Here is a 21,384-nt window from a genome sequence, read left to right as displayed (position 1 = left end):
GGCACCTAGGCTCGGGCCGTGGACGTGACGATCGTCGGATGCTCGGGGTCCTTCGCCGGCCCCGACTCGCCCGCGTCGTCCTACCTCGTGCGGGCCGAGCACGAGGGCCGCACGTGGAGCGTCGTGCTCGACCTCGGCAACGGGGCGCTCGGCGCGCTCCAGCGCCACGTCGTGCCGTACGAGGTCGACGCCGTCGTCCTGTCGCACCTGCACGTCGACCACTGCATCGACATGTGCGGGCTCTACGTCATGACGCGCTACGTGCCGGGCGGCACCGGCCGCGGGCCGCTGCCGACGTGGGGCCCTCCCGGCACCGGCGTCCACCTCGCCCGCGCCTACGGCAGCGGCGAGTCCCAGGCGCTCCTCGCGGCGTTCGACTTCCACGACCTGCGCGACCGCGAGTGCTTCGCCGTCGGTCCCTTCACCATCACGCCGATGCGGGTCGAGCACCCGGTCGAGGCCTTCGGGTTCCGGGTCGAGGCGGGCGGGCGCACGCTCGTCTACACCGGCGACACCGACTCCTGCCCCCAGCTGCCCGACCTCATGCGGGGCGCCGACCTCGTCCTGGCCGACTCGGCGTTCGTCGACGGGCGCGACACGGTCCCGGGCATCCACCTGTCCGGCCGGCGCGCCGCCGAGGCCGCGGTCGCCGCCGGCGGCGTCGGCCGGCTCATGCTGACCCACATCCCGGCCTGGAACGACCCCGAGGTGTGCCGGGCGCAGGCCGCCGAGGTGTGGCCCGGCGAGGTCGAGCTCGCCGCGCCCGACGCCACGTACCCGGTCTGAGGCGTCCGACCCGCGAACGCGGCCGTGCCCCGGCCCCCGGGTGGTGGGTACGTCACCTCGTGCCGCGCCGACCGGGCGCGGCGCCACCCGCGACCGAGGAGAGATGTTGCAGCAGCGCACCATCGGAGACCGCACCGTCAGCGCGATCGGGCTCGGCGGCATGCCGATGTCCATCGAGGGACGGCCCGACGAGGACCGGTCCGTCCGCACCATCCACGCGGCGCTCGATGCCGGCGTCACGTTCGTCGACACCGCCGACGCCTACCACCGCGACGCCGACGAGGTCGGCCACAACGAGTCGCTCATCGCCAAGGCCCTCGGCTCGTGGTCGGGCGACGCGAGCGAGGTGCTCGTCGCGACCAAGGGCGGCCACCTGCGCCCCGGCGACGGGTCGTGGACCCTCGACGGGCGTCCCGAGCACCTCAAGGAGGCCGCCAGGGCCTCGCTCAAGCGGCTCGGCGGCGACGCCGTCGGGCTCTACCAGTTCCACCGGCCCGACCCCTCCGTGCCCTACGCCGAGTCGGTCGGCGCGCTCGCCGACCTGCTCGACGAGGGCGTCATCGCGATGGCCGGCATCTCGAACGCGAACCCGGACCAGATCCGCGAGGCTCAGCAGGTGCTCGGCGGCCGGCTCGTGTCGGTGCAGAACCAGTTCTCGCCGGCCTTCGGCAGCAGCCGCCCCGAGCTCGAGCTGTGCGACGAGCTCGGCCTCGCCTTCCTGCCGTGGAGCCCGCTCGGCGGGATCAGCAGGGCCGGGGACCTCGGCAGCGAGCACGACGCCTTCCAGCAGGTGGCCGACGCCCACGGCGTCAGCCCGCAGCAGGTGGCTCTCGCCTGGGAGCTGGCCCTGTCGCCGGTCGTCGTGCCGATCCCGGGTGCCTCCCGCCCCGAGAGCATCACCGACTCGGTCCGCGCCGCCGACCTCGCGCTGACCGCCGACGAGCTCGCCGCGCTCGAGGCCGCCACCCGCGGCTGACGGGGCGTCTTACGGTCTGCGAACGTCGTCCCCCGGCCTCCGGGTCGGGGGACGGTTCGGACCTACCGTTGGTCCATGACTAGCCTCGGGAGCATGACAGACCGACATGACGGCCGTGCCCCCGACCAGACGCGCGAGGTGCGGATCACCCGCAACTGGCTCGACCACGCAGAGGGCAGCGTCCTCGTCGAGTTCGGACGCACTCGCGTCCTCTGCGCCGCCTCGTTCACCGAGGGCGTGCCGCGCTGGCTCAAGGGCAAGGGCACCGGCTGGGTGACGGCCGAGTACGCGATGCTGCCGCGGGCCACGAACACCCGCTCGGACCGCGAGAGCGTCAAGGGCCGCATCGGCGGTCGCACCCACGAGATCAGCCGCCTCATCGGCCGGAGCCTGCGCGCCGTCATCGACACCAAGGCGCTCGGCGAGAACACCATCGTCCTGGACTGCGACGTGCTCCAGGCCGACGGCGGCACCCGCACCGCCGCCATCACCGGCGCGTTCGTCGCGCTCACCGACGCCATCGAGGACGCCCGGTCCAAGGGCCTCATCGGCAGGAACGCGCAGCCGCTGACCGGCTCGGTCGCCGCCGTCTCGGTCGGCATCGTCGGCGGGCAGCCCGTCCTCGACCTCGACTACCCCGAGGACTCCACGGCCGAGACCGACATGAACGTCGTCATGACCGGCGACGGCCGCTACGTCGAGGTCCAGGGCACCGCCGAGGGTGAGCCGTTCGACCGCGCCCTCCTCGACGGCCTGCTCGAGCTGGCGGCCAAGGGGTGCGCCGCCCTCACCGAGCGCCAGCGTGCGGCGCTCGCCGAGGAGGTGGGCCGGTGACGAAGGTCGTCCTCGCCACCCGCAACCACCACAAGGTCGAGGAGCTGCGGGAGATCCTCGCGGACGTCTGCTCCGAGCTCGGGCTCGACATCGTCGGTCTCGACGAGTTCCCCCACGCCCCCGACGTCGTCGAGGACGGCGTCACCTTCGAGCAGAACGCCATCCTCAAGGCCGCGTCCGCGGCCGACGTCACCGGCCTGCCGGCCCTCGCCGACGACTCCGGCCTGGCCGTCGACGTGCTCGGCGGCTCGCCGGGCATCTTCAGCGCGCGCTGGTCCGGCGGCGGGGGAGACCTCGCCAACCTCGAGCTGCTCCTGGCCCAGCTCGGGGACGTCCGCGACGAGCACCGCAGCGGCGCCTTCGTCTGCGCGGCGGCCCTCGTGCTGCCCGACGGGCGCTCCACCGCCGAGCTCGGGCACTTCCCGGGCACCGTGGCCCGCGAGGCGCGCGGCACCAACGGTTTCGGTTACGACCCGATCTTCGTCCCATCCGGCCAGCCGGCCGGTTCCGAACGCACACTGGCGGAGTACGACGCCGACGAGAAGAACGACGTGTCGCACCGCGCGCTCGCCTTCCGGGCGCTCGTGCCGCACCTGAAGGAGCTCCTGAGGCCATGACGACGACCAGCCCGGCCCCCACCGTCCCCGGCAGCCCGACGACGCGCACTCCGGCGTGGGTGGGCGCGGTGGACGGGTTGGTGGCCGGGCTGCTCACCGTCGGCATCGGCACCCTGCTCGCGGCGCTGCTCACCGGCGTCGGCACGAGCACCGGGCAGCCCGGTCCGGTCGCCGCCGTGAGCGGGGCGTTCATCGACCGGACCCCGCCGTGGCTCAAGGACTTCGCGGTGTCGACGTTCGGGACGAACGACAAGCGCGCCCTCCTCGTCGGGGTCGTCGTCGTGCTCGCCCTCGCGTGCGCCGCGCTCGGCGTGCTGGCCCACCGGAACCTCACGGCCGCGCTCGTCGCCTTCGCGGTGCTCGGCGCCGTGGGCGTCGGCGCGGTCCTCTCGCGGCCGGGCGCCGGCCCGCTCGACGCCGTCCCGACGGTGCTCGGCACCCTCGTCGGGCTGTGGTTCCTGCGCCGGTCCGTCGCGTCCCGCGCGTCGGGGTCGGCGGGGTCGTCGGGGGCGAGGTCCGGACCGTCGCGGCGCTGGGTCCTCGGTGGCGCGATCGGCGCGGCTGCGGCGTGGGTCGGCGGTGTCCTCGGCGGCAGCTCCTCGGCGGCCACCGCCTCGCGCGAGGCCGTGGCGTCGGCACCGGCCGGGGCCGCGGCGGTCCCCGTGCCGTCGGGCGCCGACCTCAAGATCCCCGGCCTGACGCCGTTCATCGTCCCCAACGAGGACTTCTACCGCATCGACACCGCCATCGTCGTGCCACGCGTCAACACCGACGACTGGTCGCTCAAGGTCACCGGCATGGTCGAGCGCGAGGTCGAGATCGACTGGAAGACCTTGCAGTCCAAGCCGATGCAGGAGGCGCTCATCACGCTGACGTGCGTGTCCAACGAGGTCGGCGGCAACCTCGTCGGCAACGCCCTGTGGACCGGCTGGCCGGTCCGCGAGCTGCTCAAGATGGCCGACCCCAAGCCCGGCGCCGACATGGTGCTGCAGACGAGCGTCGACGGCTTCACCGTCTCCACCCCGCTCACCGCGCTCACCGACGACCGCAACGCGCTGCTCGCGACGCGGATGAACGGTGAGCCGTTGCCCTTCGAGCACGGCTTCCCCGTGCGCGTCGTCGTGCCGGGGCTCTACGGCTACGTGTCGGCGACGAAGTGGGTCACCGAGCTCAAGGTGACGACCTATGCCCAGGACATGGGGTACTGGACGCCCCGCGGGTGGTCGCCCATGGGGCCGATCAAGACGGCCTCGCGCATCGACGTCCCGCAGGCCGGCGCGGTGGTCAAGGCCGGCACCGTCGCGGTCGCCGGCGTCGCCTGGCACCAGCACACCGGGATCTCCAAGGTCGAGGTGCAGGTCGACCAGCAGCCCTGGACCGAGGCCCGGCTCGCCGCCGACGCGAGCATCGACGCGTGGCGCCAGTGGGTCTACGAGTGGGACGCGACGCCGGGCAGCCACGACATCCGGGTGCGCGCCTACGACGACACCGGAGCCGTGCAGTCACCGTACGAGGCGCCGCCGGCTCCCGACGGCTCCACCGGCATCCACGTGGTCAACGTCCGGGTCGAGTGACGACCGCCTCGGCCTCGACCTCCACGAGGAGGTCGGGGTCGATGAGGGCCGACACCTGGACCATCGTCGCGGCCGGCCGGACGTCGGCGAAGACCTCGCCGTGGGCCCGCCCGACCTCCTCCCAGCGCCCGATGTCGGTGACGTACAGGCGAGTTCGCACGACGTCGTCGAACGAGGCCCCGCAGGCCTCGAGTGCCTCGCCGACGATCTGCAGCGCGACGCGCGTCTGCTCGTACGCGTCGCCGACGCCCACCACGACCCCGTCGCGGACCGCGGTCGTGCCGGCCACGTGGACGAGGTCACCGACGCGCACCGCGCGCGAGTACCCGACCGACGCCTCCCAGACGGTACCGCTGCCGACCCGTCTGACGACCTCCTCGCGCATGGTCCGAGCCTAGGCAACTAGGCTGGGCCGCGGATCACGAGCGGACGTGGTGGAACTGGCAGACACGCAGGATTTAGGTTCCTGTGCTTCGGCGTGCGGGTTCAAGTCCCGCCGTCCGCACGACCGTGCCGCACCCTGTGCCGCACGCCGAGCCGCATGAGCCGCACGATGAGCCGCACCACCGCCCCGACAAAGGAGACACCGTGAGCGACCGCCTCGAGCCGGGCGAGAAGGCCCCCGCGTTCAGCCTGCCCGACGACACCGGGGCCGCGGTCGGCCTCGACGACTTCGCCGGGCGCAAGGTCATCGTCTACTTCTACCCGGCCGCGATGACCCCCGGCTGCACCAAGCAGGCCTGCGACTTCAGCGAGTCCATCGAGTCGCTGCGCAAGGACGGCTACGAGGTCGTCGGCATCTCCAAGGACGCCCCGGCCAAGCTCGCGAAGTTCCGCGAGCGCGACCACCTGACGATCCCGCTGCTGTCCGACGAGGACCTCTCGGTGCACCGCGCCTACGGCGCCTACGGCGAGAAGAAGCTCTACGGCAAGACCGTCGATGGCGTCCTGCGCTCGACCTTCGTCGTCGATGCCGACGGCACGATCAGCCACGCCCTCTACAACGTCAAGGCCACCGGGCACGTCGCCAAGCTGCGTCGCGACCTCGGCCTCGCCGACTAGAGTCGGCCCGGAACGGGAAAGGACCAGGGCATGACCGACACCGCACGGATCGAGCAGGACATCCAGGCCACCCGAGCCCGCCTGGAGGGCACCGTCAACGAGCTCGCCTACCGGGCCCAGCCGCAGGTCATCGCGCAGCGGGGCCTGCAGGGCCTCAAGCTGCGGCTCGACGAGGCCACCCACACCCCCGACGGGGAGCTGCGTGTCGAGCGCGTCGCCGCCGTCGCGGCCGCCGTCGTCGTGGCGGTGGTCGTGGTCGGCCTGCTGCGACGCCGGCGGCACTGAGCCCACTGGTCGCTCACGTGGCGAAGAGGTCCGCGGCGTCCGCCGCCGAGAAGCTGCCGATCCGGATGCTGCACGACCGCGTCCTCGTCTCCCTCGAGTCCGAGGGGGAGCGGCGCTCCGGCGGCGGCATCCTCATCCCCGCCACCGCGTCGGTCGGCCGCCGCCTGGCGTGGGCCAGTGTCGTGGCCACCGGCGCGAGCGTGCGCCAGGTGCAGCTCGGCGACCGCGTCCTGTTCGACCCCGAGGAGCGCGCCGAGGTCGAGCTGCACGGGCAGGACTACGTGCTCCTGCGCGAGCGCGACATCCACGCCGTGGCCGCCCAGCGCGTCGAGGACGGACAGACCGGCCTCTACCTCTGAGGCGCCCCCCGCCGAGCAGGGCTCAGTCGGGTCGGAGCTTCAGCCAGCGCAGCAGGCCCGGCCCGGGCCAGACCGGCTTGGTCGGCAGCGGCCACCGCTTGGGGTCCGAGGCGTTGAGCAGGGCGTAGCGGTCGTAGCAGACCTGCTGCGACACCGGCCCGTAGAGGTCGGCCGCCTCGCTCATCCACGCCTTGCGGTGCGAGGCCCGGTAGCTCTGCGGCATCGAGTCCCAGAGCGCGGCGTTGAAGGCGCGGACGGCCGCGTTGCGCTTTCCGGGCCGGATCGCCTCGTCGTCGAGCACCGTGCTCGCGAGGCCGAGGCCGAGGCCGGGGATGGCCGCGCCGGCGAAGTCGGTGGACCAGCCGCGGTAGGTGAGTCGCCAGACCCGGGTCATCTCGTCGATGTCGACCTCGCCGACCCTGCCCTTGCGCGGCCAGTCGGTGGACCGGACGCGGCCGCCACCCACGGAGAGGGCGATGTGGCCGTGCTTGCCGCCGGCCCAGTACACCGGTGCACCCGCCGGGGCGGCGGTGCCGCTGCGTCGCTGCGTCGAGCGGTTCCACGCGGCGTTGGCGTCGGCCAGGCCGAACGAGTGCGGCGCCGCGATGCAGTTCCACACGAAGTTGCAGCACATCCCCGTCGGTAGGTAGGTCGTGAAGGCGCGGGCCTTGCCGACACTGGCCCGGGGGCCACGGACGACGACCGGGCCGCGGTCGGTGCCACCCCCGCCCTCACCGCCCTCACCGCCGTCGTCGCCCGGGCCGCCCTCGTCGGACCACGGCAGGTCGGGCTCGGTGACCTGCTCGCCCTGGTCCCCGCGGTCGAGGTCCTTGTCGAACCCGTCGAACCCGTCGAACCCGTCGAACCCGTCGAACCCGTCGAACCCGAGCTCGTCGGACACATCCGGGTCGTGGTCGCTCCTGCCCATGGTCCTGCCTCCTCCACCTCCATCGTTGCCTCGGAGGTCCGGGGGCGTCCGGGTGATACACGAACGCGCCCGGAATGCCGCGAAGGTGCCGACTCCTGTCAGTGCAGCAGGGTCTTGAGCAGGATCATCGCGACGCCGAGGAGCCCGACGAACAACGAGGCCCCCAGCAGGCGGCCGCCGCGCAGACCCCCGGACCGACCCATCTGGTGCCCCACCACCACGAGCAGCACCACGGTGGCGGCCAGGGCGATGTTGACGGCGGTCCCGGTCTCGATGCGGAACACGGCCTCGACGAACAGCAGCGCCAGCGGCACGGCCGAGGACGCCACGAGCGGCCACCCGTCGAGGACGACGGACCGGCGCTCGTGGCGCGTCAGGTCGCGGTGCAGCACCGTGCGGGTCGCCGTCCAGTGGACGAACGTCTCGGCCACCCAGTAGATGGCCAGGGTGCCGAGCAGCAGGAGGACCACACGGCGGATCGGGACGTCGTCCGGGGCGGTGGCGAGCACGGCGCCGGTGATCACGAGCCCGTAGAGGTGGGACGCGCGCCGACGGTGCGCATCTCCCGAGTGGGACTCGGGACCGCCGAAGTCGTCGTCCACCGCGTGCTCCTCGCTCGAAGGTCGATGCCCGTGGCGCCAGCCTAGGGCGAGACAGCACGGCGAAGGCCCCGGAGACGGTGTCTCCGGGGCCTTCGCGTCGTTCTCACGAGAGTGCGCCGCCAGGGACTCGAACCCCGAACCCAGTGATTAAGAGTCACTTGCTCTGCCAATTGAGCTAGCGGCGCAACGAGGGGAAACGTTAGCAGTGAGAGGCTCGCCCGACAAAATCGGCCCTGTGGCAGGCGCCGGGGCCTTCCGCGGGCCCGGGGCCGTGGTCGTCGGGCCGCGGCCGGGCCGGGACCCGAGGGGGGCGTCGGAGCGGTGAGGTGCGTCACGTCGCCCGAGGCTCCCGTGCTGCGTCGGGGGTGCGGGACGTCCGCATCGGCTCTTCGGTGACGGTCGCGCGATCGGGCTGTGCCACAGTGGCCCCGTGGCCTCACCGTCGACGCCCGTGCACGCTCCCGGGCCGACCCTCGCACCCACGCCGGCCTTCTTCCTCGCCGGCGGTACCGGCATCTCCGCCGAGACGCTCGGCAACATGATGCTGCAGCAGTTCCCGACGGTCGGGTTCGTGCGTCGCAAGATCCCGTTCATCCGCACGGTCGAGCGGGCCCGCGAGGTCGTCGCCGAGCTCGACGCCGCGATGACCGACACGGTCACCCCGCTCGTCTTCTCGACCGTCTCCGACGAGGAGGTCTGCGCCACGCTGCAGCAGACGCGGTGCGCCTTCATCGACCTCTTCGGCTCACACCTGGCGACCGTCGAGCGGGTGCTGCACGTCAACGCCGCCCACCACGTGGGGGCGCTGCACGGCGTCGGCGACGTCGGGCGCTACGAGGCCCGCATGAGGGCCGTCGAGTTCGCCATGGAGCACGACGACGGCCAGAGCATGCGCAACCTCGAGCAGGCCGACCTCATCCTCATCGCGCCGTCGCGGTGCGGCAAGACGCCGACGTCGATCTACCTCGCGCTCCAGCACGGCATCAAGGTCGCCAACTACCCGCTCGTCGAGGAGGACTTCGGCTCGAGCGAGCTGCCGCGACCCGTGCGCCCCTACGCCGCCAAGTGCTTCGGGCTGCTGTCCACCGCAGCGCGCCTGAGCCAGGTCCGCGGCGAGCGCCGCCCCGGCTCGACCTACGCGAGCCTCGCCCAGTGCAGCTACGAGCTGCGTCGCGCGCAGGCGATGTACAAGGCCCACCGCGTGCCGGTCGTCAACTCCTCGAACATGTCGGTCGAGGAGATCTCCGCCGTCATCATGCAGGCGCGTCGCCTCGGCGACGGCAGCTGACCCACAGACACCACAGCGAAGACCCGTGCACGACAACGAGGCCCGCCACCGCGGGCCGGAACCGGAAGGACTTGCAGTGACCGAGAACGTGGTGAGGTTCGCCGACCTCGGACTGGACGACGTCGAGAAGGTGGGCGGCAAGAACGCCTCGCTGGGCGAGATGGTCCAGCACCTGGCCAAGGCGGGGGTGTCGGTGCCCGACGGCTTCGCCACGACGGCCGACGCCTACCGCCGCTTCCTCGCCGAGGACGACCTCGCCGACCGGATCAACGCGCTGCTGTCCGACCTCGACGTCGACGACACGCGCCGGCTCGCCGAGGTCGGCGCGAGCATCCGCGGCATGGTCGAGGAGCAGGCCTTCCCCGAGGACCTCGAGCGCGACATCCGCGAGCACTTCGAGCGGCTCGTCGACGAGCAGGCGGGGTCCGAGGGTGCGGCCGGCGAGGGCGGCGAGGAGCCGAGCTTCGCGGTGCGCTCGAGCGCCACGGCCGAGGACCTGCCCGACGCGTCGTTCGCCGGCCAGCAGGAGACCTTCCTCAACGTCCGCGGCATCGACAACGTCCTGCACGCGATCAAGCTCGTGTTCGCCTCGCTCTACAACGACCGCGCCATCGCCTACCGGGTGCACAGCGACTTCGACCACTCGGTCGTGGCCCTGTCGGCCGGCGTGCAGCGGATGGTCCGCTCCGACGTCGGCGCCTCCGGCGTCATGTTCACGATGGACACCGAGTCCGGCTTTCGCGACGCCGTCTTCGTCACGAGCAGCTACGGGCTCGGCGAGGCCGTCGTGCAGGGCGCCGTCAACCCCGACGAGTTCTACGTCTACAAGCCCGCCCTACGCGCCGGGCGGCCGGCGATCCTCAAGCGCGGCGTCGGCGGCAAGGCGACGAAGATGGTCTACACCTCGGACGCCAGCGTCGGGCGCACGACGGAGTTCGTGCCGGTGCCCGAGGACCAGCGGCACCTGCTGTCGATCACCGACGAGGAGGTCACCGAGCTCGCCCAGCACGCGCTGCGCATCGAGGAGCACTACGGCCGGCCGATGGACATCGAGTGGGGCCGCGACGGCGTCGACGGGCGGCTCTACATCCTGCAGGCGCGCCCGGAGACGGTGAAGTCGCGCGACTCCGGCTCGACGCTGCGCCGGTTCCGGATGGACGAGCGCGGCCCGGTCGTCGTGGAGGGCCGTGCCATCGGCCAGAAGGTCGGCGCCGGACGCGTGCGCGTTCTCGACTCCATCGAGGCGATGCACGACTTCGAGCCCGGCGAGGTGCTCGTGGCCGACATGACCGACCCCGACTGGGAGCCGATCATGAAGCGCGCCAGCGCCATCGTCACCAACCGTGGCGGTCGCACGTGCCACGCCGCGATCATCGCCCGCGAGCTCGGCATCCCCGCCGTCGTCGGCACCGGCTCGGCCACCAAGGCCCTCGCCGATGGCCGCGAGGTCACGGTGTCCTGCGCCGAGGGCGACACCGGCTTCGTCTACGACGGGCTGCGCGAGTTCACCGTCACCGAGACGGCGCTCGACGACATGCCCGACCTGCCGGTCAAGCTGATGATGAACGTCGGCACGCCCGAGCAGGCCTTCGAGTTCGCCCGGCTGCCCAACCACGGCGTCGGCCTGGCCCGCCTCGAGTTCATCATCAACCGGCAGATCGGCATCCACCCGCGCGCCCTGCTCGAGCTCGACGACCAGGAGCCGGCGCTCAAGGCCGAGATCGAGGAGCACATCGCGGCCTACCCCGGCCCGCGGGAGTTCTTCGTGCAGCGGGTCGCCGAGGGCGTCGCGACGATCGCGGCGGCCTTCGCCCCCGAGCCGGTCATCGTGCGCATGTCCGACTTCAAGAGCAACGAGTACGCGGGCCTGGTCGGCGGTGAGCGCTACGAGCCGCACGAGGAGAACCCGATGATCGGCTACCGCGGCGCGGCCCGGTACGTGTCGGCCGACTTCGCCGAGTGCTTCGCGATGGAGTGCGAGGCGCTCAAGTACGTCCGCGACGAGATGGGCCTGACCAACGTCAAGGTCATGATCCCGTTCGTGCGCACCGTCGCCGAGGGCAAGGGCGTCATCGACCTGCTCGCCTCGCACGGCCTCGTCCGCGGCGAGAACGACCTGCAGGTCGTCATGATGTGCGAGGTGCCGAGCAACGCCGTCAACGCCGACGAGTTCCTCGACCACTTCGACGGCTTCTCGATCGGCTCCAACGACATGACCCAGCTGACCCTGGGCCTGGACCGCGACTCCTCCCTCGTCGCCGGCTCGTTCGACGAGCGCGACCCCGCGGTCAAGAAGATGCTTGCCATGGCGATCACGGCGTGCCGCGACCGCGGCAAGTACGTCGGCATCTGCGGGCAGGGCCCGAGCGACCACCCGGACCTCGCCGAGTGGCTCCTCGACCAGGGCATCGAGTCGATGTCGCTCAACCCCGACACGGTCGTCGAGACGTGGCTGCGCCTCGCGCAGCACCGCAAGGAGACGGCCGGCTCCCAGGCCTAGAGCCCCGACGCGTCGGCGCGCTCAGCCCCCGAGCTGGTCGCGCCGACGCGTCAGGTACGCCTGCTCGCCCGGGTTGCCGGTGAGCCCGATGGCCCGGTCGTAGGCGAGGCGTGAGTCGCTGCTGCGACCGAGGCGTCGCAGCAGGTCGGCCCGGGCGGCGTGGAACGCGTGGTAGCCGTCGAGCTCGCCGGCGAGCCGGTCGACCTCGGCGAGGCCGACCGCGGGGCCGTCGACCTCGGCCAGCGCCACGGCCCGGTTGAGGCGGACGACCGGCGACGGGTCGATCCGGGCCAGCCGCCCGTACAGGGCGACGACCTGCGACCAGTCGGTGTCGCGGGCGCTCGGGGCGGTGGTGTGCACGGCGTTGATCGCGGCGAGCAGCTGGTAGCGCCCCGGCGGCGGGCCGCCGGCGGCCACCGCGTCGATCCGCTCGCGCAGCAGGGTGGTGCCCTCCGCGACGAGGTCGCGGTCCCAGGCGCCGCGGTCCTGCTCGTCGAGGGTCACCAGCTCGCCGGTGCGCGACACGCGGGCGACCCGACGTGCGTCGATGAGCAGCATGAGCGCGAGCAGCCCGGCTACCTCGCCGTCGTCGGGCAGCAGGGCCCGCAGGAGGCGCCCGAGGCGGATGGCCTCGTCGGTGAGGTCGACCCGCAGCGGGTCCTCGCCCTCGCCGGCGAGGTAGCCCTCGTTGAAGACGAGGAACACCACTGCGAGCACGCCGGCGAGCCGCTCCTGGATGTCGCCCTCCGAGGGCACGCGGTAGGGGATGTGCGCCGCGGCGATCTTCGCCTTGGCGCGGGTGATCCGGCGCGCCATCGCCGTCTCCTGCACGAAGAACGCGCGGGCGATCTCGGCCACGGTGAGGCCACCGAGCAGACGCAGCGTCAAAGCCACCCGGGCCTCGAGGGCGAGCGCGGGGTGGCAGCACGTGAAGACGAGCCGGAGTCGGTCGTCCTGCACCGGGCCGGTGGGCGGCGCGGGGGAGTCGTCGTGGAGCATGAGGGCCGCCTGGTGCCTGGCGTCGCGCGTGGACTCGCGGCGCAGCCGGTCGATCGCCTTGCGCGTGGCGGTGGTGGTGAGCCAGCCGCCCGGGTTGGGTGGGACGCCGTCGCGGGGCCACCGCTCGGCGGCCGACGCGAACGCCTCGGCCGCCGCGTCCTCGGCGACGTCGAGGTCGCCGAAGCGTCGCGCGAGCCCGGCCACGACCCGGGCCCACTCCTCGTGGTGGACCCGGGTGATGGCCTGCGCGACGGCGTCGGCGGTGGGCTGCGTCACGGCTCGACGAGCGCCTCGACCGACTCCGCGGTGCGGAACGGGCGCACCTCGACGACGCCCCGGCAGGCCCTGGACCCCTCGGCCGCCAGGGCGAGGGCGACGTCGAGGTCGGCGGCCTCGATGACCCAGAAGCCGCCGAGGTGCTCCTTCGTCTCGAGGTAGGGCCCGTCGGTGAAGGCCGGGCGCTCGCCCTGGCCGTCGACGGTCGTGGCGGTCGTGGCGGGCTCGAGCCCGTCGGCGAAGACGAAGTGGCCGTCGCGCTGGAGCCGGTCGTTGAAGGCGGCGGTGTCGGCGAACGCCTCGAGCATCGCCTCGCGCGAGGGGTAGGAGCCGAAGTCGGTGGGCTCGGCGGGGCCGAAGACGGACAGCAGGTAGCGCGGCACCGCGGTCACGCCCCGTCGGAGGACAGAGCGGCCGGGTCGGCGCTGTCGGTACGGTCGGCCCGGGGCCGGCGCTCGTGGCCGGTCCCACGGAACCGGTGCACCTCCTGCGGCCAGTCGAGCGCGGTGGCGAGCCGGCCGGCCCAGTAGCGGGCTGCGTCGTCGTCGGTCACCTCGATGGCGCAGAAGCCGCCGAGGTGCTCCTTGGTCTCCACGTACGGGCCGTCGGTGAAGACCGGCTGCCCGTCGGCGGCGACGACGCTGCACACCGCCGTGGACCGGTCGAGCCCGCCGTGGGTGTAGATCAGCACGTCCTGGGCCTGCATCTCCTCGATGACGGCGCGGGCGGCGGCCGCCTTGTCGCGCAGCTGGTCGTCGGTGTGCTCCTGCACCCACTCGTCGTTGAAGGTGATGAGGTACTGCGTCATGGGTCGTCTCCTGTGTCGTCGGCCGGCGTCCCCCGGGTGGGTCGCCGTTCACCCTGTCCACGAACGTCTCGCTCCCGATACGACACCCTCGCGGAAAAAGATGCGAGCGGACGCGCTCGATCGGTGTTGGATCATCGGGTGACGATCGAGCTGACGACGCCGGGGCCGGACGACCTGCACGCCGTGCTGGGGGCGCTGGCCTCGTGGCAGCACGACGGGGGACCGGTCCAGCTGCACCCGGGCGACCTCGGCTGGAACCAGGGCTTCGGGGCCGAGACGATGGCCGCGGCGGTGCGCACGTGGAGCCGCGACGGCGAGGTGGTCGCCGTGGGCCTGCTCGACGACCCGACACTGATCCGGCTGGCCGCGTCCCCGACGCTGTGGGACGACGCCGAGCTCGCGGCACGGCTCGTCGAGGACGTCTCGACGCCGGGGCGCGGCGTGCTGCCCGCGGGCTCGGTCGCCGTCGAGTGCCGGTTCGGTGGTGCCTTCCGGGACCGCCTGCTCGGCGATGGCTGGGTGCTCGACGAGCCGTGGGCGCCCTTGGTGCGCAGCCTCGCCCGTCCCCTCGAGGACTGCGGGCTCCGGGTCGAGATCGTCGACCCGGACGACGCCGACGCCGTGGCGACGCGCGTCGCGGTGCACCGGGCGGCCTTCGAGCGCTCCACGTTCACCACCGAGCGCTGGCAGGCCATGGCCTCCGGCCCCGCCTACGCCTACGCCCGCTGCATCGTGGTCCACGACGCCGACGACGTCGCCGTGGCGGCCGCGACCGTGTGGTCGGCCGGGCCCGGTCGCCCCGGCCTCATCGAGCCGCTCGGCGTGCACCGCGACCACCGGGGCCGCGGGCACGGCACCGCCGTCACCGTCGCCGCGGCGTCGGTGCTGCAGGGCCTCGGCAGCTCGAGCATCACCGTGTGCACACCGAGCGCCAACGTCGGCGGCGTCGCCACCTACGTGCGGGCCGGGTTCACCCGGGCAGGCGACTCCCGCGACCTGCGCCGCCCGGCCTGAGGACGCTCAGCGGTAGCCGTCGGTGAACCGGGAGGTCCGGGTGTCGTCGAGGGCGGCGTCGGGCGCGAGCGCCGGCAGGTCGGGGTCGTCGGGCAGCTCGAGGCTCGCGCGGAGCCGGATGTCGCGGCTCGAGGAGCCGACCTCGACGACGAAGGTCCCGCCCTCGCGCCGCCACGCCCCGGTCCGGCGGTCGGCGCGCTCGACCTCGGTGTCCCACCAGGCGAAGTCGCGGCCGACGAGCTCGAACGACACCACGGTGTCCTGGCCGGGCTCGAGGCCCACCTTCTCGAAGCCGCGCAGCTCGCGCTCGGGCCGTCGGACCGCGGCGTCGGGGTCGCCGACGTAGAGCTGCACCACCTCGCGGCCGGCGCGCTCACCGGTGTTGGTGACGCGGCACGACACGGTGACGCGTCCGGCGGAGACGTCGGTCACGGTGACGGCGAGGTCGGAGTAGCCGAACGTCGTGTACGACAGGCCGTGCCCGAAGGGGTGGCGGACCTCGCGGCGCAGCGCGTCGTACCAGCGGTAGCCGACGAAGACGCCCTCGCCGTAGAGCACGGTGCCGCGCTCGCCGGTCCACGTCAGGTGGCTGGGGGTGTCCTCGAGGGCGAGCGGGAAGGTCTCGGACAGCCGACCCGACGGGTCGACGCGGCCGAGCAGCACGTCGACGAGCGCGAGGGCACCCGCCTGGCCCGGCAGCCACGCCTCGACGACGGCGTCGACGCGGTCGTGCCACGGGTCCATCGTGACGGCGGCGCCGTTGGACAGCACGACGACGAGCGCGGCCCCGGTGCGCTCACGCAGGTCGGCGAGCCGGCCGATGAGGGCGACCTGGTCGGCGGGCAGCGACAGCGTCGTGCGGTCGTCGGCCTCCTGCTCGAAGGCGAGCGGCAGCCCGGCGAAGACGAGGATCGTCCCGGCGTCGGTGGCGGCCTCGACGGCCTCGTCGACGAGGCGGGTCGCGGTGGGGGACAGGGGCCCCGCGGCCACGCGCTCGGCGGCCGCGGCGAGGCGCAGCGCCTCGGCGAGGGCGGCCGAGCGTCGCGCCGGCCCGGTGCCGTCGTCGACAAAGGGGGCGTCGTGCGCCTCGAGCCAGGCCCGGATGTCGTCCTGGTAGGCGTTGAGGGGCGTGTGGACGTAGCCGGGCGCGTACCCGACGCGGTCGCCGCCGAGCTCGTCGCGCAGCACGTCGAGGGGGTGGTCGACGCGGGTCGGGTCGACGCCCGAGGACCCGCCACCCTGGATGCGGGCGTGCTCGGCGAAGGCCCCCACGACGACGACGCGCCCGGTGCCCTCGGGGTCGAGGGGCAGGACACCTCTGGTGTCGCCCGGCCGGGTCTCGTTGCGCAGCAGCGTGATCGCCGAGGCGGCCGCCTCGCGCGCGAGCGCGTGGTGGTGGTCCGCGTCGAGCAGGGCCAGCTGCTCGTCGGTCAGCCGGTCGCCGGGCGCGACGCCGAGCCGCATGACCGGCCCCTCGACGAGGTCCTCGCCCGGGTACGCCCGGGCGACGAGGGCGAGGACGCGCCGCGCCGCGGCGTCGACGACCGACTCGTCGAGCTCGCCGGACCGCACCGCGGCCACCACCTCGGCGTCGGTGCGCCCGCCGGTACCGGGCATCTCGAGGTCGAGACCGGCCTGCACGGCGCGCACCCGGTGGTGCACGGCGTTCCAGTCGGACACGACGAGCCCGTCGTAGCCCCAGTCGTGCCGGAGCACGTCGGTGAGCAGCCAGCGGTTCTCGGAGGCGTGGACGCCGGCGAGGCGGTTGTACGAGCACATGACCGTCCACGGGTCGGCCGTGGTGACGACGCGCTCGAACGCCGCGAGGTAGGTCTCGCGCAGCGTGCGCTCGTCGGCCTCGACCGAGATGCGGGTGCGCTCGATCTCCTGGTTGTTCGCCGCGAAGTGCTTGAGCGAGGTGCCGACGCCCACCGACTGCACGCCCGTCACGTAGGCCGCCCCGAGCTCGCCAGACAGGAGCGGGTCCTCGGAGAAGTACTCGAAGTTGCGGCCGCAGAGCGGCGAGCGCTTCATGTTGACGCCGGGTCCGAGCACGACCTGCACGCCCTCGGCCCGGGCCTCGCGCCCGATCGCCTCCCCGACGCGTCGCACGAGGTCGCGGTCCCACGTCGCGCCGAGCGCCGACGCGGTGGGGAAGCACGTCGCCGGCACCCACACCATGTCGACGCCGGTCTCCTTGCGCAGGCCGTGCGGCCCGTCGCCGACCTCGATCGAGGGCACGCGGACGCCCTCGGCCGGCCGGTCGAGCGGCTCGGTGTACCAGTCGTCGCGACCGGACAGCAGCGAGGCCTTCTCCTCGAGCGTCAGGGCCGCGAGGACGGCGTCGACGTCGAACGGGGGCGGGGTCATGGGCATCCTTCGGGGCCGGGGGAGGGGGTCAGGTGACGAGGAAGTCGTCGGGGTGGTCGTCGCGGACGGTCGCGAGCAGCTCGGGCCCGACCTCGACGCCGCCCTCGGCGAGCGCGTCGAGGACGACGCCGATGAGCGGTGAGGCCGACGACACGACGACCGGCGCGGCGGGCGCCTCGAGCGCGAGCCGGTCGCGGAGGGCGTCCCGCATCGCCGGGTACTCGGAGGTGACGACCGAGCCGTTGAGCAGCACCGGCAGGCTCCCCGACGCGAGGTCGACGCCGACGCGTCGGGCGCACCACTGCGCGTACCGCACGAAGGCCGCCGCCTGGTCGGCGACGAGCCTGCGGGCGACGGCGTCCCCGCCCTCGGCTGCCGCGAGGACGACGCGCGAGGCCCGCCACAGGTCGCTGCCGGGCCGGGCTCCCTCCCGCCGCGCGAAGGCGTGGCGCAGCGCCCACGCGTCGGGGACCTCGTAGAGCTCGAGGTAGGACGCGGTCAGGGAGGTGGCCGGCCCGATCCCCATCCACGCGCGGCAGACGGCTGCCAGCCCGTGGTGGCCCAGGCCGGAGCCGCCCAGGTGGTCGAAGACGAACATGCCCGAGCACTCCTCGCGGCCGTCGGCCGAGCGGGCCGCGACGGCCGGCCCGGTGCCGACGGTGATCGAGGCCGCGACGCCCGAGCCGTCGACGAGGCGCAGCGAGGCGAAACCGTCGTTCTTCGTCGTCCACGCCCCGATGCCCTCGAGGCGCCGGGCGATGTGCCCGTCCCAGAACCGCATGTCCTCCGGGAAGTCGACACCGGCGAGCCGGAAGGCCGCGCCCGTGACGTGGCCGGGCGCCAGGCCCGCCGTCCGCAGGGCCACGTCGACGGCGCCGAACACCGCCGACAGGGCGGCGTCGGCGCTGCTCGCGCCGTAGATGTCGCCGCAGCCGCCGCGTCCGCGGCCGAGGACGGCGCCCTCGCCGTCGACGACGAGGGCGACCGTCTTGGAGTTGCCGGCGTCGACGGCGAGGTAGGCGTGGCCGGCGCCGTCGGGGGAGCGCGTCACCGGAGCAGGCGCTCGGGCAGGTAGGCGCGGTGGGCGTGCGCCATCTCGTCGTAGAGCTCCTCGGCGACGCGTAGCGAGGGCACCATCGGGTTGGCGGCCATCGCCCGGATGCCGTCGGCGCGCGTGCCCCGCCAGGCCGCCTCGGCCGCCAGGTACTGGTACTCGGCCAGCTGCTGGACGAGGCCGCGCACCGCGTGCGGCAGCGGCTTCTGCGGCAGCGGCTTCACGCCCGACGCGTCGACGGTGCACCACATCTCGACGACGACGTCCTCGTCGAAGCCCGGCAGTGCGCCCCCGACGTTCGGCAGGTTGACCGGCAGGCGGGCGCCGGTGTCGTTGTAGTAGGCGCTCATGACGTCGATGGCCAGCTCGAGCTCGTGGATGCCTCCGCGCGAGCGGTTCGGGTCGAGCTCGGGCACCTCGGCCCGGGACTGCTCCTCGTAGTGCTCCCAGTAGCCCGGCAGCGCCGCGAGGAGGTCCTCGGCGCGCGTGGTCCGCGCTCCCTGCAGCTCGCGGAGCAGCTCGTCGCGGAAGTAGTAGTACTGGAAGTAGTCGCTCGGCACCGATCGCATCGTCGTGGCCAGCTGCAGCATCCGTCGGTCGTGCCCGGTGAACGTCGGGTCGTCCTTGCGGGCCTCCCACGCGGCGTCGAGCAGCAACATGAGGTCCTGGCCCTCGTAGGTGTGCTCGAAGGACCAGCAGTTGTGGTTGACGCCGGCCATGACGACGTGCGCCTTCTCGACGTCGAGCCCGGCGGCGCGCAGCACCGCGTGCGGGAACGTGATCGGGCCCTCGCACATCGACCACATGGTCCGGTCCGTGAAGCGCGTCACCGCCTGCGACACGATGTTGACCGGGTTGGTGTAGTTGAAGATCACGGCGTTCGGCGCCAACGCGTCGAGGTCGCGGATGATGTCCTCGTAGATGTGGATCGAGCGCAGGGCCATGAACAGGCCGCCCGGCCCCTGGGTCTCCTGGCCGATCACCCCGTGCTTCAACGGGATCCGCTCGTCGAGGGCGCGAGCCTCGAAGTTGCCCGGGCGGAAGCTCGACAGCACCGCGTCGGCGTCGGTCAGGGCCGCGCGCCGGTCGGTCGTCGAGGTGATGGTGATGTCGAGGCCCTGGGCACGGGCGATCCTGGTGGCGATCGACTCGACGGCGGCGAGACGCTCGGGGTCGACGTCCTGGATGACGACCTCGGAGCCGTCGAACTCCTTGCCGTGGGCCAGGAACGAGGCCATGGTCCCGGCGCCGCGGGAGGACCCGCCTCCGATGTAGACGAGCTTGATGGCAGCCATGCGCGTGGATTTCCTTCGCTGGTTCGGTGTGGGTCGGTGTGGGTCGTGTGGGTCGGGACTGGACGGGCTGGGCAGTGGGGACCGGGCTAGCCGGCGGCGGCCCGGTCGGCGACGAGGACGGGGTTCTTGCACTCGACGGCGATGGTCGCGGGCCAGTCGGGCTCGTAGCTCTCGGCGGCAACGATGCGCTCGAAGGCCTCGCGCTTGTGGTCGCCGCACACGATCATGACGACCTCGCGCGACTGCGCGGCGATCGTGTCGACGCCGACCGTGACGCCGTGCGTGGGCACGAGGTCCAGACGCGTCAGCTCGGGGAACGTCGACATGTTGTCGCGGCGGGTGGCCTCGCCGAGCTCGGTGACGTGCGACCGGGCGCCGCGGTCGGTGCCGGGCTGGTTGAAGGCGATGTGGCCGTCGCTCGCTCCGGAGGCGAGGAGGAACAGGTCGATGCCGCCCGCTGCCTCGATGCGTTCGTCGTAGGCCTGCGGGTCGGCCGGGTCGGGCACCCAGACGCGCGTCGGCGCCACGGTGCCGGCCGCGCGGGCGGCGTCGGCGAGCGGGCCGAGGATCTGCCGCTCGGCGAAGCCCCGGCACGAGTACGACAGGTCCGGGTCGACGGGTCGAGGGACGCCGTCGGCGTCGGGCACGACGTACTCGTCCATCATGACGACGACGAGGCGCGAGACGTCGGCGCCCTCGGCGACCTTGCGGGCCAGCGCCCGGTAGGTCGGCTCGGCGGTGCGGCCTCCCGGGCAGCCGAGGAGGAAGTCTCCCTCGCCGGAGGAGGCGAGGCGCTCGAGGACGGTGGCGGCGACGACCTCCGCGACGGCCTCGGCGTCGGGCAGGACGGTGGGACGAAGGGACACGGCTCTCCCTGGGGCGGGTCGGTCGGACGGATGGTTCTCACGCGTGGTCACTCCTCGCTCACCCCGGCTCATTCCTTGATCGCCCCTGCGAGCATCCCGGAGATGAACTTGCGCTGGAAGACGACGTAGAGCAGCAGCACGGGCGCCGCCACGACGAGGCCGCCGGCGGCCATGAGGTTGATCTGCGTGACGTACTTGCCCTGGAACACGCCGAGGGCGACGGTCGCGGTCTGGTTCTCGCCGTGGAGGAACACGAGCGAGAGGAAGTAGTCGTTCCACGTCCACATGAAGCTGAGCAGCACGAGCGTGTGGATCGCCGGGCGCACCATCGGGGTGGCGAGGAAGCGGAGCATCTGCAGCGGGCTGGCCCCGTCGAGCTCGGCCGACTCGAACGTCGAGGGCGGCAGGGCCCGGAAGGCGGCCCGCATCCAGAAGATGCCGAAGGGGACGCCCATGCCGAGGTTGATCAGGACGATGCCGGGCAAGGTGTTCGTCAGCCCGAGGATCCGGAACTGGTAGTAGAGCGGCACGATGATCGCCTCGGTCGAGACCATCATGCCGAGCAGGACCACCGGGAAGAGGACCCGCTCGCCCGCGACGCCGAGCACGCCGAAGGCGAAGCCGCCGAGGAGGGCGAGCAGCACCTGGCCGACGACGACGCACACGGCGATGACGAGCGAGACCGTCATGGCCCGCGAGAAGTCGGCGTCGCGCCAGGCCGTCGCGAAGTTGCCCCACTGCAGCTGGGAGAGCCCGACCGGGCGGCCCGACCGGTCCGGGCTCAGCGCGGCGAGCACGAACGAGCCGATGGGGAAGAGCACGACGACGGCCATGACGACCAGCACGACGTAGTTGATGACGCGTTCGGACCTCGCGACCATGTCAGTCCCT

At 73.1% G+C, this 21,384-nt stretch carries 22 protein-coding genes and 2 tRNA genes; 12 read left to right on the top strand and 12 right to left on the bottom strand.

Translation table 11 applies throughout. From position 1 onward, the window contains the following. Positions 1–18: 18 nt before the first annotated feature. The 5 genes from BIV28_RS03125 (at position 19) to BIV28_RS03105 (ending at position 4,787) form a co-directional block, all read left to right on the top strand. Positions 19–786 (top strand): MBL fold metallo-hydrolase, encoded by a 768-nt coding sequence (locus tag BIV28_RS03125; RefSeq protein ID WP_076259173.1) that lies wholly within the window; start codon positions 19–21, stop codon positions 784–786. A gap of 106 nt (positions 787–892) precedes the next feature. After that, positions 893–1,762 (top strand): aldo/keto reductase, encoded by an 870-nt coding sequence (locus BIV28_RS03120; RefSeq protein WP_076259459.1) that lies wholly within the window; start codon positions 893–895, stop codon positions 1,760–1,762. Between the two features lie 93 nt (positions 1,763–1,855). Further along, complete coding sequence (gene rph / locus BIV28_RS03115; RefSeq protein ID WP_076259172.1) at positions 1,856–2,596, top strand: ribonuclease PH; 741 nt, start codon at positions 1,856–1,858, stop codon at positions 2,594–2,596. After that, entirely contained in the window at positions 2,593–3,213 is a 621-nt protein-coding gene (gene rdgB, locus BIV28_RS03110) for an RdgB/HAM1 family non-canonical purine NTP pyrophosphatase (protein ID WP_076259170.1), read from the top strand. The genes rph and rdgB overlap by 4 nt, the downstream gene beginning before the upstream one ends. Next, positions 3,210–4,787 (top strand): molybdopterin-dependent oxidoreductase, encoded by a 1,578-nt coding sequence (locus tag BIV28_RS03105; RefSeq protein ID WP_076259168.1) that lies wholly within the window; start codon positions 3,210–3,212, stop codon positions 4,785–4,787. The genes rdgB and BIV28_RS03105 overlap by 4 nt, the downstream gene beginning before the upstream one ends. Here BIV28_RS03105 and BIV28_RS03100 read toward each other — a convergent pair. Further along, the gene (locus BIV28_RS03100; protein WP_076259166.1) at positions 4,768–5,172 is read right to left on the bottom strand and encodes a RidA family protein; all 405 of its coding nucleotides are present in this window, start codon (positions 5,170–5,172) and stop codon (positions 4,768–4,770) included. The genes BIV28_RS03105 and BIV28_RS03100 overlap by 20 nt on opposite strands. Positions 5,173–5,212: 40 nt before the next feature. Between BIV28_RS03100 and BIV28_RS03095 the strand changes: the two genes are divergently transcribed. The 4 genes from BIV28_RS03095 (at position 5,213) to BIV28_RS03080 (ending at position 6,493) form a co-directional block, all read left to right on the top strand. Further along, a tRNA-Leu gene (locus BIV28_RS03095) sits at positions 5,213–5,292 on the top strand. An 83-nt stretch (positions 5,293–5,375) separates the two neighbouring features. Further along, positions 5,376–5,849 carry a thioredoxin-dependent thiol peroxidase gene (bcp, locus tag BIV28_RS03090; protein WP_076259164.1) on the top strand — a complete coding sequence of 158 codons (474 nt, stop codon included), beginning with the start codon at positions 5,376–5,378 and terminating at the stop codon, positions 5,847–5,849. Between the two features lie 30 nt (positions 5,850–5,879). Beyond that, positions 5,880–6,134, top strand: coding sequence for a DUF3618 domain-containing protein (locus BIV28_RS03085; protein WP_076259162.1), 255 nt, complete (start codon positions 5,880–5,882; stop codon positions 6,132–6,134). Between the two features lie 65 nt (positions 6,135–6,199). Further along, entirely contained in the window at positions 6,200–6,493 is a 294-nt protein-coding gene (locus BIV28_RS03080; protein ID WP_083707007.1) for a GroES family chaperonin, read from the top strand. 22 nt (positions 6,494–6,515) lie between these two features. Here the strand turns inward: BIV28_RS03080 and BIV28_RS03075 are convergent, their stop codons facing one another. The 3 genes from BIV28_RS03075 to BIV28_RS03065 form a co-directional block, all read right to left on the bottom strand. After that, positions 6,516–7,421 carry a hypothetical protein gene (locus BIV28_RS03075; protein ID WP_207555724.1) on the bottom strand — a complete coding sequence of 302 codons (906 nt, stop codon included), beginning with the start codon at positions 7,419–7,421 and terminating at the stop codon, positions 6,516–6,518. 98 nt (positions 7,422–7,519) lie between these two features. Continuing rightward, positions 7,520–8,023 (bottom strand): hypothetical protein, encoded by a 504-nt coding sequence (locus BIV28_RS03070; RefSeq protein WP_076259158.1) that lies wholly within the window; start codon positions 8,021–8,023, stop codon positions 7,520–7,522. A 112-nt stretch (positions 8,024–8,135) separates the two neighbouring features. Beyond that, a tRNA-Lys gene (locus BIV28_RS03065) sits at positions 8,136–8,208 on the bottom strand. A gap of 245 nt (positions 8,209–8,453) precedes the next feature. Here BIV28_RS03065 and BIV28_RS03060 point away from each other — a divergent pair. Both BIV28_RS03060 and ppsA read left to right on the top strand, forming a co-directional pair. Next, a complete protein-coding gene (locus BIV28_RS03060) occupies positions 8,454–9,311 on the top strand; it encodes a pyruvate, water dikinase regulatory protein (protein WP_242652740.1) in 858 nt (285 codons plus the stop codon). Between the two features lie 76 nt (positions 9,312–9,387). Then, positions 9,388–11,811, top strand: coding sequence for a phosphoenolpyruvate synthase (gene ppsA / locus BIV28_RS03055; protein WP_076259156.1), 2,424 nt, complete (start codon positions 9,388–9,390; stop codon positions 11,809–11,811). A gap of 21 nt (positions 11,812–11,832) precedes the next feature. On the opposite strand, the gene BIV28_RS03050 is transcribed toward ppsA, so the two are convergent. From BIV28_RS03050 to BIV28_RS03040, 3 genes are read right to left on the bottom strand one after another with little or no spacing between them, the layout of a single operon-like run. Then, complete coding sequence (locus BIV28_RS03050) at positions 11,833–13,086, bottom strand: RNA polymerase sigma factor (protein WP_076259155.1); 1,254 nt, start codon at positions 13,084–13,086, stop codon at positions 11,833–11,835. Then, positions 13,083–13,478 carry a YciI family protein gene (locus BIV28_RS03045; protein WP_242652739.1) on the bottom strand — a complete coding sequence of 132 codons (396 nt, stop codon included), beginning with the start codon at positions 13,476–13,478 and terminating at the stop codon, positions 13,083–13,085. Before BIV28_RS03045 ends, BIV28_RS03050 begins: the two co-directional genes overlap by 4 nt. Then, positions 13,475–13,894, bottom strand: coding sequence for a YciI family protein (locus BIV28_RS03040; protein WP_076259153.1), 420 nt, complete (start codon positions 13,892–13,894; stop codon positions 13,475–13,477). The genes BIV28_RS03045 and BIV28_RS03040 overlap by 4 nt, the downstream gene beginning before the upstream one ends. Before the next feature lie 138 nt (positions 13,895–14,032). On the opposite strand from BIV28_RS03040, the gene BIV28_RS03035 reads away from it, so the two are divergent. Beyond that, the gene (locus tag BIV28_RS03035; protein WP_076259151.1) at positions 14,033–14,908 is read left to right on the top strand and encodes a GNAT family N-acetyltransferase; all 876 of its coding nucleotides are present in this window, start codon (positions 14,033–14,035) and stop codon (positions 14,906–14,908) included. Positions 14,909–14,914: 6 nt separating this feature from the next. On the opposite strand, the gene BIV28_RS03030 is transcribed toward BIV28_RS03035, so the two are convergent. The 5 genes from BIV28_RS03030 to BIV28_RS03010 form a co-directional block, all read right to left on the bottom strand. Continuing rightward, a complete protein-coding gene (locus tag BIV28_RS03030; protein WP_076259150.1) occupies positions 14,915–17,278 on the bottom strand; it encodes a beta-glucosidase in 2,364 nt (787 codons plus the stop codon). A 28-nt stretch (positions 17,279–17,306) separates the two neighbouring features. Further along, positions 17,307–18,329, bottom strand: a complete 1,023-nt coding sequence (locus tag BIV28_RS03025; RefSeq protein WP_076259148.1) for a hypothetical protein — start codon at positions 18,327–18,329, stop codon at positions 17,307–17,309. Next, positions 18,326–19,627, bottom strand: coding sequence for a family 4 glycosyl hydrolase (locus BIV28_RS03020; protein ID WP_076259147.1), 1,302 nt, complete (start codon positions 19,625–19,627; stop codon positions 18,326–18,328). The genes BIV28_RS03025 and BIV28_RS03020 overlap by 4 nt, the downstream gene beginning before the upstream one ends. An 86-nt stretch (positions 19,628–19,713) precedes the next feature. After that, positions 19,714–20,493 (bottom strand): 6-phosphogluconolactonase, encoded by a 780-nt coding sequence (locus BIV28_RS03015; protein WP_076259145.1) that lies wholly within the window; start codon positions 20,491–20,493, stop codon positions 19,714–19,716. A 68-nt stretch (positions 20,494–20,561) separates the two neighbouring features. Further along, the gene (locus BIV28_RS03010) at positions 20,562–21,374 is read right to left on the bottom strand and encodes a carbohydrate ABC transporter permease (RefSeq protein ID WP_076259143.1); all 813 of its coding nucleotides are present in this window, start codon (positions 21,372–21,374) and stop codon (positions 20,562–20,564) included. Positions 21,375–21,384 lie beyond the last annotated feature (10 nt).

It is taken from the genome of Intrasporangium flavum (genome assembly GCF_001956915.1).
In the GTDB taxonomy this organism is placed as follows: domain Bacteria; phylum Actinomycetota; class Actinomycetes; order Actinomycetales; family Dermatophilaceae; genus Monashia; species Monashia flava.
Note: the sequence above shows the minus strand (reverse complement) of the source record. Positions and strands in the feature narration are given on the sequence as shown.

Bases quoted from the DNA above. Each gene is read 5' to 3' on its own strand.
- rph (WP_076259172.1), top strand. From the start codon at position 1,856: ATGACAGACCGACATGACGGCCGTGCCCCCGACCAGACGCGCGAGGTG.
- BIV28_RS03105 (WP_076259168.1), top strand. From the start codon at position 3,210: ATGACGACGACCAGCCCGGCCCCCACCGTCCCCGGCAGCCCGACGACG.
- BIV28_RS03100 (WP_076259166.1), bottom strand. From the start codon at position 5,172: ATGCGCGAGGAGGTCGTCAGACGGGTCGGCAGCGGTACCGTCTGGGAG.
- BIV28_RS03085 (WP_076259162.1), top strand. From the start codon at position 5,880: ATGACCGACACCGCACGGATCGAGCAGGACATCCAGGCCACCCGAGCC.
- BIV28_RS03080 (WP_083707007.1), top strand. From the start codon at position 6,200: ATGCTGCACGACCGCGTCCTCGTCTCCCTCGAGTCCGAGGGGGAGCGG.
- BIV28_RS03075 (WP_207555724.1), bottom strand. From the start codon at position 7,421: ATGGGCAGGAGCGACCACGACCCGGATGTGTCCGACGAGCTCGGGTTC.
- BIV28_RS03040 (WP_076259153.1), bottom strand. From the start codon at position 13,894: ATGACGCAGTACCTCATCACCTTCAACGACGAGTGGGTGCAGGAGCAC.
- BIV28_RS03030 (WP_076259150.1), bottom strand. From the start codon at position 17,278: ATGACCCCGCCCCCGTTCGACGTCGACGCCGTCCTCGCGGCCCTGACG.
- BIV28_RS03020 (WP_076259147.1), bottom strand. From the start codon at position 19,627: ATGGCTGCCATCAAGCTCGTCTACATCGGAGGCGGGTCCTCCCGCGGC.
- BIV28_RS03010 (WP_076259143.1), bottom strand. From the start codon at position 21,374: ATGGTCGCGAGGTCCGAACGCGTCATCAACTACGTCGTGCTGGTCGTC.